Raw genomic sequence first — 2,447 nt, forward strand, 5'->3', positions numbered from 1 at the left:
CCGCGAAACCAATGAGCACAACAATGGCTGCAAGCTTGTGAAACCTGATTCTCGGCATCGTCGTTGTTTTCCACTGCGGGTTCGGCCAGCGTCCTCATAACGCGGGCGCGTCGCCGATATGGGTGCGCGCCAAGCCGTGTTCAATTTGCCGTGATCGGCGAAGCGCGCTTCTACATCAAAGTTGCACCGCAATATAGTCTGAAAGTTGCAAGATCATTGCCCCGGCGGACAAGATGCGCCCGCCGCGGCCCAGTCTTCGATCGCTTGATAGGTCGCTTCGGCAGAGCCCGGAGCCGGTTCACGATCCGGCCCCGGCGCCCAGCCCCAGGCGACCAATCTGTCGTCGCGAACATGCAGCGCGATGTCCTTCAAGCTGCGGTTGCCATTGCGCAGGGGATCCCTGATCTGGGCGCAGATTTCGGCCGAGGATTTGCCGAACCAGGCCATCTCGGCCGGCGCCAAATGCCAGTTCTCGGCCCCGGGCGGCCCGTGCAATGCCTTGGAATTGCTGGAGAAATGGCAAGTCGTGCAGCGCAGGCCCGGATTGCCGAAGCCCGACCCGTCAGCACCGCGCTGGACATTGAAGGCGTGAACGCGCGTACCGCGATAGTGCGCACCCGACCATCGCGGCCGGTCGTCCGCGACATGACAGTCGGCGCAGCGCGGATGCGAGAACACCGCATAGACCTTGTCCCATTCGGGCAGGCCTTTCGCCGCGTCGACGGTCGCCGGCGCCGGCGTCTGGCTCTCTTGCGCAATCGCAAACGGCGCTGCGAGCACGAGCATGGCAGCAGGCGTCAGCATGATGAGGAGCTTCTTCATGCGAAGGCCACCGTTTTCGACAGCGGCAGCGTGCGGATGCGCTTTCCGGTGAGCGCGAAGATGGCGTTGGCGAGTGCTGGAGCCGCCGGCGGTGTGCCGATCTCGCCGACGCCGCCCATCTTGTGGAAATTTTCCAGGATGGCGACTTCGAAGACCGGGCACTGGAAGATCCGCATGGCATCGAAATCGTGGAAGTTCGACTGTTCGACCATGCCGTCGGCGAAGGTGATTTCCTGACCCATCGCCGCCGAAAGGCCGTAGATGGCGGCGGAAATCAACTGCGCCTCGATGATGCCGGGATCGAGCGCGGTGCCGACATCGGCGGCGATCCACACCTTCTCGATGCGGATGCCGGCCGGCGTGTCCGCCACCTGAACGATCTCGCCGACCCAACTGCCGAAGGACAGCGTGAAGGCCATGCCCTTGGCCTTGCCGGCGGGCAGCGCCTCGCCCCATTTCGCCATCGCGGCGACTTTCTCGACCACCTTCACCGCCGAGGGATAGGCGGCCATCAGTCTCTTGCGCATCTCGACCGGATCGATTTTTCCGGCGACCGCGATCTCGTCCATGAAGCCCTCATGGAAGAAGCCGTTGACCGAACTGCCGACCGAACGCCAGGAGCCGACAGGGATGGAGACCGGCGCCGCGATACCCCTGACCCGATAATTCGGGATCGTGTAGGGCTGGTCATAGGCGCCATCGACAATGGTCTTGTCGGGACCGAGCGGCGATACCGAGGGGAACAGCCGGCGCAGCGTACCGGCAATCACCGATGGCGAGGCCATCTTCATGTCGACCGCGATCGGCATGCCATCGTCACCGAGCCGCGCCTGGAACTTGCCGATAGCAGCCGGCCGATAGGCGTCGTGCCGCATGTCTTCTTCACGCGTCCACGTCACCTTGATCGGGCGTCCGCCCGTCTCCTTCGCCATCAGCGCGGCACACAGCGCGTAGTCCATCTCGACGCGCCGGCCGAAACCGCCGCCCATGAAGGTGGTGTGCACATTGATCTTGTCCTGCTCGATGCCGACCGCGTTGGCGCAAAGCTGCCGCACCAGGGTCGGCGCCTGGTTGCCGCACCAGATGTCGAGCGCACCGTCCCTGAACTGTGCCGTGGCGTTCATCGGCTCCATCGTCGCATGCGCCAGATAGGGCACGGCATAGTCTGCCTCGATGATGCTTTCGCGCGGCGCGTCGGCAAAGGCGGTTTCGACATCGCCATTGTCGCGCATCACCGACCCCTTGGTGGCAAGCGCCTGCTTCAGCACATCTGAAATGGCGGCGCTGCTGAGCGGATATTCAGGATCGGACCACTGGGCGTCGATCGCCTCGGCCGCCTTGAATGCTGCCCATGTATTATTCGCGATGATACCGAAGCCATGGCCGTAATTCGTCTCGAGCAGCACGATCTTGATCACCCCAGGCATTTTCTCGGCTTTGGAGAGGTCCGCCTTGACCGGCTTCGACCAGAAGCGCGGGCTCATCTTGACCGTGCCGTAGACCATCTCCGGCAGCCGGACATCGATGCCGAAGATCGGCGCCCCGGTGAGCTTTGCCAGCATGTCGATGCGCTTCTGCGGCTTTCCCAGCAGCTTCCAGTCGGCCCGGTCCTTGAGCCTGACTTC

Annotated in this window: 2 protein-coding genes; both read right to left on the reverse strand. The window is 63.4% G+C overall.

Features of this window, described 5'->3' with window-relative positions; translation table 11 throughout:
- Positions 1-213: 213 nt before the first annotated feature.
- Positions 214-822: a hypothetical protein gene (locus ENZ74_RS29120; RefSeq protein ID WP_063169180.1), complete on the reverse strand. Its 609-nt coding sequence runs from the start codon at positions 820-822 to the stop codon at positions 214-216.
- Positions 819-2,447: molybdopterin cofactor-binding domain-containing protein (locus ENZ74_RS29125; RefSeq protein WP_164761292.1), on the reverse strand; the 1,629-nt coding region annotated here is incomplete at its 5' end. The genes ENZ74_RS29120 and ENZ74_RS29125, both read right to left, overlap by 4 nt.

Origin of the sequence: Mesorhizobium sp. M7A.F.Ca.CA.002.15.2.1 (genome assembly GCF_003998715.1) — a bacterium.
Classification (GTDB): domain Bacteria; phylum Pseudomonadota; class Alphaproteobacteria; order Rhizobiales; family Rhizobiaceae; genus Mesorhizobium; species Mesorhizobium ciceri.

What these genes read in the sequence shown, in the direction of transcription:
- ENZ74_RS29120 (WP_063169180.1), bottom strand. Translation starts at nt 822, where the DNA reads ATGAAGAAGCTCCTCATCATGCTGACGCCTGCTGCCATGCTCGTGCTC.